Origin of the sequence: Desulfopila aestuarii DSM 18488 (genome assembly GCF_900143695.1) — a bacterium.
Lineage (GTDB): Bacteria > Desulfobacterota > Desulfobulbia > Desulfobulbales > Desulfocapsaceae > Desulfopila > Desulfopila aestuarii.
Window position 1 is genome coordinate 54499 of record NZ_FRFE01000031.1, and the last position, 6414, is coordinate 60912.

Genomic DNA, 6414 nt, shown 5'->3' on the forward strand with positions numbered 1-6414 from the left:
GTGAACAATGAAAAAACGTTTGAACTGCCATACATCCCGTCTACTCTGCTGTCTCCTTGCGGGATTGGTGATTTCCGCCGGTGCTCATCGAAGCAGCTGGGCCGCGGATCCGGCATCAAAGACCCTGCAAAAATTTGCCCATGACGCCATTGTCGGCGGCGAGGGCGCGGATACTCTGATTCGCTATGGAAACTGGTTTGGGCCAGGTTGGTGGGGCGGCAGCACTCTTGACGACAGGTCGGGGGTGTTGCCGCCCGTCGATTCTCTGGACGAGGTGGCCCAGAAACATGATTTCGGCTATATGCTGGCTGAAAAACTCGGTAAAGGCAGGCCTGATGTGGAAGCGTATTACAAGGGGGTAGCCGACGAGATTGCTGCCCGCGAGGCCAAGGCGCTGTCCGACGACCCTGCCCAGTGGGCCCGGCCCGCACCAGATCCTGCCGCCGCCAAGGTCTATCTCGAGCGGATCCGACTTGGCTTCCCATACGGTCAGCAGCGGTTGAATGAACTCAAGGCCTTGATTCCCCATCGAGCCGATATCACTGATCTCGATACCCTCAACCAGATGCTGGACGGCTATCCAGATGAGAAGCAATACGAGGCACTGATGAGCGCCGAAGTCAAAGGGTGGTGGAAGAAATATGAAAACCACCCGAAAGTGGTGGCGGAAAGGGAGCGGCAGCGCAGGGAACTTGATAAAAACGTCAAGGACCTTACCACGTCCAAAGACTACATGCAGCGCATTCGGGAGCTGAATAATACCAAAATGCAGGCGGTGTTCAAGAAACTGGGGATCTACCCGAGCCTTGACTTCTTCCACTGTCTCTGCCGTTCGGCGGGTTATGGCAGCCCGGGAACATCTCAGCTCTACCATCCCGACACCATAGGTGAGTACAATCCCAAGTACAGCTGCAATCATCCCGGAGACCCCTGCGTGGTCGCCGGCGCCGGCTGTACCCGCCACCCTCTCCCCACAGAATCGAAGATCTGGGATTCGTGCATGTCGATCCACAGGGTGGGGATGGATCGCGATGCAAAGGACAAGCCCATTCCCGGCACCGGAGTTCGGCTGGACAAGGTTATCGTCGATGCGCTGCGGGAAAAGCGTCGGTAGAGTTAGAGTTCGTGTTCTTGCTTGGTTCGGCGCTAATTGTTATCGGGGGAGGGTTATTTGGCTGAAAACCTGAGGAATAATATTTAGAATACATCGGCTAGCTAAGAAGTGGGATCTAGATGAAAGGCAATCCTGCAACCTTTGCAAACTACGTGTGCAATAGCACGGATGTGAATTATGAAGGAGATCTTTGGTAAGCTCTTCCTTCAATTTGCTCCATTTTGGCGCAATTATGGATTGTTGTCCCGACCCCATCATATTAGGAATAAGGTCAAGTTTAATATCGTAAACGCTAGGATAGTTTGGCAGAGCATAGCCTTGGTGAATAAAACGCACCACAAGGACAAATACGGCGGTATTTTTTGATTGTTGGGGAAATTATCTCCCTTCGATTAAAGTATTCACGAATTTAATTGCAGTTTCCACATCACCAATTTTTGTTTACTGACGATTGTCTGTTACTAGTTGTAGTGCTAGATAATTCAATTGAAAATGATATCTGATCAACAGTTTGCTATCTTCTCAGCGTAAGTGGAGTCGTAAGTCCTATCTCAGGAAATAGTTTCCCTCTTCACCTATCTGTTATAAAAGATGATTTATCCTTAACTTGCAGAGTTCAGCCAGGAGCGAAAATCTTCCAGTTTCATCGGTTTGGCAAAATAATAACCTTGCCCATCGTTACATCCAAGTTGTCTTAAAAATTCAGCCTGTGCTTTCTCTTCGACTCCTTCGGCGACAATCTGTAAACCAAACTGTTTGGCAAGCAGGGCGATGGTTCGTACCAATTGCTCGTCATCTTGGTTTTGTCCAATTCCAGTAACAAATGACATGTCTATTTTCAGAGTATTGAGTGGCAGCTGCTTGAGATACTGAAGTGAGGAATAGCCTGTTCCGAAATCATCGATGGAAATAGTGAAGCCTGCATCAACAATGTCACGGAGCAATAACAGTACCTGATCAGTATTTTCGAAAAGAGTTGACTCTGTAATTTCCAGCTCAATATATTCAGTTGCGAGCCCGCTTTTCTGCTGCTGTGCCAAGAGATCCTCCAGAAACGAATCAGATTGCAGCTGTATCGGTGAAAGATTAACTGAAAGTTTAAGATTATACCCCTCCTCAATGAGCGCGGCGGTTTCGCTGAAGGCTTTTTCATAAATTTGCTGTGACATTTGAATAATCAATCCGGAATCCTCGGCTACAGGAATGAAATCGCCTGGCGATACCAGGTGCCCGTCTGATATCCAACGGGCCAAGGCCTCCATACCCGAAACCTTGCCAGTCACCAAATTAACCTTGGGCTGGTAGAAAGGAATAAACTCGTTGTTTCTTAGTCCCTCACGGATTTTTACCAAATAGCTGATTTTTTTCTGAACCTCTATCTCCATTGCTGGATTATAGAAACAAAAGCTGCTTCCTTTTGTTTTTTCAGCACTATTTAGCGCTAGCATTGCCCGTTTGATAAGTTCATCTGGTTCATCAGCATCTTCAGGGAAAAGAGCAATTCCGATACTCATTGCCATGTAGATTCGTTGTTCGCCAAGCTGGATAGACTCTATACAGGCGGAAAAAACTCTCTCTGAGATAGATCGCGCGTATTCTTCGGACGCTCCTCTGGTCTTTGCTAAAATGACAAATTCATCTCCGCCTATACGACCCAACACATCCTCTAAACGGAGAAGAGGTCGCAGCCTATCGACAACCAGGCGGAGCAACCTGTCTCCCTCTTCATGACCCAGAGAATCATTAAATGTCTTGAAGTTATCTAGATCACAAACCAGGCAGATCAGCTTTTCATTCTTTCTCGTGCATTCTGAGATCATCTTCCTCAGTTGTTCCAGCGCCATGAGCCTGTTGGGCAGTCCTGTCAGGTCATCGTGATAAGCAAGATATTGAATCCTTTCCTGATGCTCAACGAGTTCGGTGATATCATTAAACACCGCTGCGTAATTGCTTACTTTACCCAATTTATCCCTCACGGCACTGATGGTAAGCCACTCGGGATAAACCTCTCCGTTCTTCCGCTTGTTCCAGATCTTGCCAGACCAATATCCTTTTGTCTCTATCATCGACCACATCTCTGTATAAAATTCAGGTGGATGCCGGTCAGATTTCAATATTCTCGGGTTGTGCCCGATAGCCTCTTCGGCAGAATAGCCTGTGATCTTTTCAAAGGCCGGGTTTGCTCGAACGATAGTTCCCTGATTATCGGTGATGGCTATACCTTCGACTATGTTCTCAAATATTTCTTTGTATATGTTGAGATCAAGGCTTGACTTTTTTTGTTCCTCCAGAAGTTGACGAAGTTTTTCGTTGTTATCGCCAAGTTGACTCATATATAAAGAAAAATGATCTGAAAGCTCTTCAATCTCATTTTTATCAGAGTCGCTCCCCTTTCCCATATGATGCAAGTCCTGCTCTGCTGAAATCCGCTTAAGAAGTGAATTCAGTGGGGCAGTTATGTAGGTGCTGAGATAGTAAGAGATAATAAATGCAAGCAGGAGGCCAACGCAGACCAAGACAATAAAGAGCTTCTTTAAACTTTGTAATGGTCCATAGAAATCAGAGACATAGCCTGAAGCAGCAACGACCCAGCCTAGTTGGTCGATCGTCTCAAAAACCGCGACCTTTTTTTTCTTCTCTTTGGTCTCTGGATCTGGCCAATCATAGAAAACTTTCCCTTGCTTGGCGTTGATCATTTTACTAAAAAGCTCGCGGTATTCATTGTCCCACGCAAGAACATTGCCAGACATTGTCGGATGAGCAAGAACCAAACCCTTCTCGTCAATGACAAAAGGATAACCACGCTCTGCTATCTTAATTGACATGATTTCATTACGAAAATCTCCAGCATTGATCAGCTGAACAAGTTCATCTCTGTAGGCGGTCACCGAGATAATCCAATCCCAAGGATCGAAATAGTCCATATACAAGACTTTTTCCCTTGGTTTTACCTCTCCCGGATTCTGCCATTCATATTCGAGAAAGCCCTTTTTTCTATTTATCTGCTCTTTAACAAACTGCCACTCACTTATGTCCTTACCCTGAAGAAGGCTCACCGGATGGGACTGAAGAACACCGTGGGAGTTAAGAATATAAGTGTAACCTGAACTACCTATGGCTTTAACTAGTATTCTTGAACGAGATTCCTGCTGGGCATCATTTGTACTAATCTCACCAGAAAGACTCCGCAGATACTGCATGTTAATAGTAGCCAAATGCTGCTCAGCAACGGCCCGGAGATAGCTCCGGCTTGACAGCGTGGCGGAGGTCTCAACTATCTGTCGGATGCCTTTGACGGTCTTGACGAGATTTTCATCAAGATGTCTAGCGATGACTCCTTCTATCAGAACATAAGCGATCCAACTGCCCAGGAAGAACAGTGAAAAAAATGAGGTGCTTACTGTAAAAAAAATAGTGTAGCTTAATCTCGCTTTGTTAAACATACTGTCTCCTGGTTAAATGATGGGGACTGTGGCAATGACAAGCAAATACAACATATCTTTAAACAATTCCCCTTCATTCACCTTGTAGAGCGAGTTCTGAGTTTGATTCTACCGCATTAGAATATCACAAACCCACATGAAGAACAGCTTCCGCCCACGCATGAGCACGAATTGATGCTTCCATCACCGCCCGTGGTTCAATATCAAGAATTCGGCAACTATCTATGATTTCAGAAATTATGTTTTTTTCAAAAGCATACAACAGCTGTAGATAGCGACCCATGACAGAATCAGGTACAAGATACCCCGCCTGAAAGTCAGCAGAAAGCGGTAGATCATGAAAGATTTCCGGAAAAGGCATGTCCAGCATGATGTCCAGCAACGATAGTAATCCGAAAAGAAATAATTTGTCCCCACTTGGCTTGGCAATCAAGCCTTCCAGTGATAATTCCTCTAAAATTTTCCCCCTGCTTAGAGCGAGATGTAAGAGTTCTTGAGGATGCTGCTTACTGGCAATATCAGAAAGAATGATCATCTGCAGCCAGTGTCGAATACGAACGTTGCCTAATAGTACAACTGCATGCTGAATTGATTCAATTTTCATTGAAAAGCCGAAGGCTGCAGAATTAAGCAGGCGAAGCAGGCGGTAGGCTATACCAGGATCTGAGGTAATTGCCTCGACTATCTGCCCCGTCTCCAGCTGATCCTGCTGCAAAACAGCAAGAACACGAATTCTTACCGCATGTGAGGAACCAATTTTCCGTCCTTCGAGGTTTTCTGGTCTTGCAAAAAAATAGCCTTGAAAAAGATCGAAACCAAGGCTCTGGAGCGATCGAAAAGTGGCACCATCGTCTACCTTTTCAGCCAGTTTTAGTGCCTTACGATTTTTCAAGGATTCAACAATATCAGTGATCTCTACCTTATCATGATTAAGAATGTCAATTTTAACAATATCGGCAATATCAAGAAAGGCATACGGCGTCGCTTTTAACGAGTAGTCATCAACAGCAAGGAGATAGCCTTCCTGCTTGTACTGAAGCAGTTTATCAAATAGTCTTTCAGAAAACTGGGTAGTTTCCAAGATCTCTATAACTGTGACGGCAGGAGGAAGTGCCCGTGGGGCACCATCGAGCAGCAGTTTTTCAGTGAAGTTTATAAAAACTCTTTTATTTTGCGTCAGTTCCTCCTGTGATTTAATGAAACCAGATGTTACTACGCTGATAGTCGCCATATCTGGATCATCAATTATCGCCCTATCATCCTCGAGGGCAGAGCGAAAGAGAAGCTCATAACCATAGGTCGCAAGATTCCGATCGAGGATTGGCTGCTTAGCCACAAAATAGGATTCGTAGTTTTTCACATTCCCCTCATGCTGTGTTTAAGCTCACTCTTTCGAAAAAGGAAACTAAACTTTTCCGAGCAAAAAGCGATGACCATAAGAAATGGCCACATAAGATTGTCCTATAAAATCGTACATTGCAAACTACTGTATTACTTTTAGAGATCTTATCCATTGCACACCAGTGTGTAAGCGCTCAACAAACGCCATCTTTTCATATCGTTAACAATCTGTTTCATTGTGGCAAACCAGACCACGGGAGGGCACAATGAAAACAGAGCATAGCAAGAATCGGTCGGCCAAGCAGGAATATTGGCAGGAACACATCCGCTCATGGGAGAGTAGCGGCCTGACGCAATCATCATATTGCCGGGAGAACATGCTCTCTTTGGCGACATTTGGTTACTGGCGTCGAAAGAGCTCATTGAAGGTTTCTCACGAACCGCAACCGCGTTTTTTTCCTCTTGCGGTACAATCCCAGGTCCAGGAAAAGCAGAGTTCAGGTTTCAATACTGTCC

The 6414-nt window shown here is 45.5% G+C and carries 4 protein-coding genes; 2 read left to right on the forward strand and 2 right to left on the reverse strand.

Annotation, left to right across the window (positions count from 1 at the left end; all coding sequences use genetic code 11):
• Positions 1–7: 7 nt before the first annotated feature.
• Positions 8–1114, forward strand: coding sequence for a phospholipase A2 family protein (locus tag BUF15_RS21570; RefSeq protein WP_073615789.1), 1107 nt, complete (start codon positions 8–10; stop codon positions 1112–1114).
• A 602-nt stretch (positions 1115–1716) separates the two neighbouring features.
• On the opposite strand, the gene BUF15_RS21580 is transcribed toward BUF15_RS21570, so the two are convergent.
• Together BUF15_RS21580 and BUF15_RS21585 are read right to left on the reverse strand one after the other, a co-directional pair.
• Entirely contained in the window at positions 1717–4557 is a 2841-nt protein-coding gene (locus tag BUF15_RS21580; protein ID WP_073615791.1) for a bifunctional diguanylate cyclase/phosphodiesterase, read from the reverse strand.
• A gap of 124 nt (positions 4558–4681) precedes the next feature.
• Complete coding sequence (locus tag BUF15_RS21585; protein WP_073615792.1) at positions 4682–5917, reverse strand: EAL and HDOD domain-containing protein; 1236 nt, start codon at positions 5915–5917, stop codon at positions 4682–4684.
• A gap of 247 nt (positions 5918–6164) precedes the next feature.
• On the opposite strand from BUF15_RS21585, the gene tnpA reads away from it, so the two are divergent.
• Positions 6165–6414: IS66 family insertion sequence element accessory protein TnpA (gene tnpA / locus BUF15_RS26910; RefSeq protein WP_327021867.1), on the forward strand; the 250-nt coding region annotated here is incomplete at its 3' end.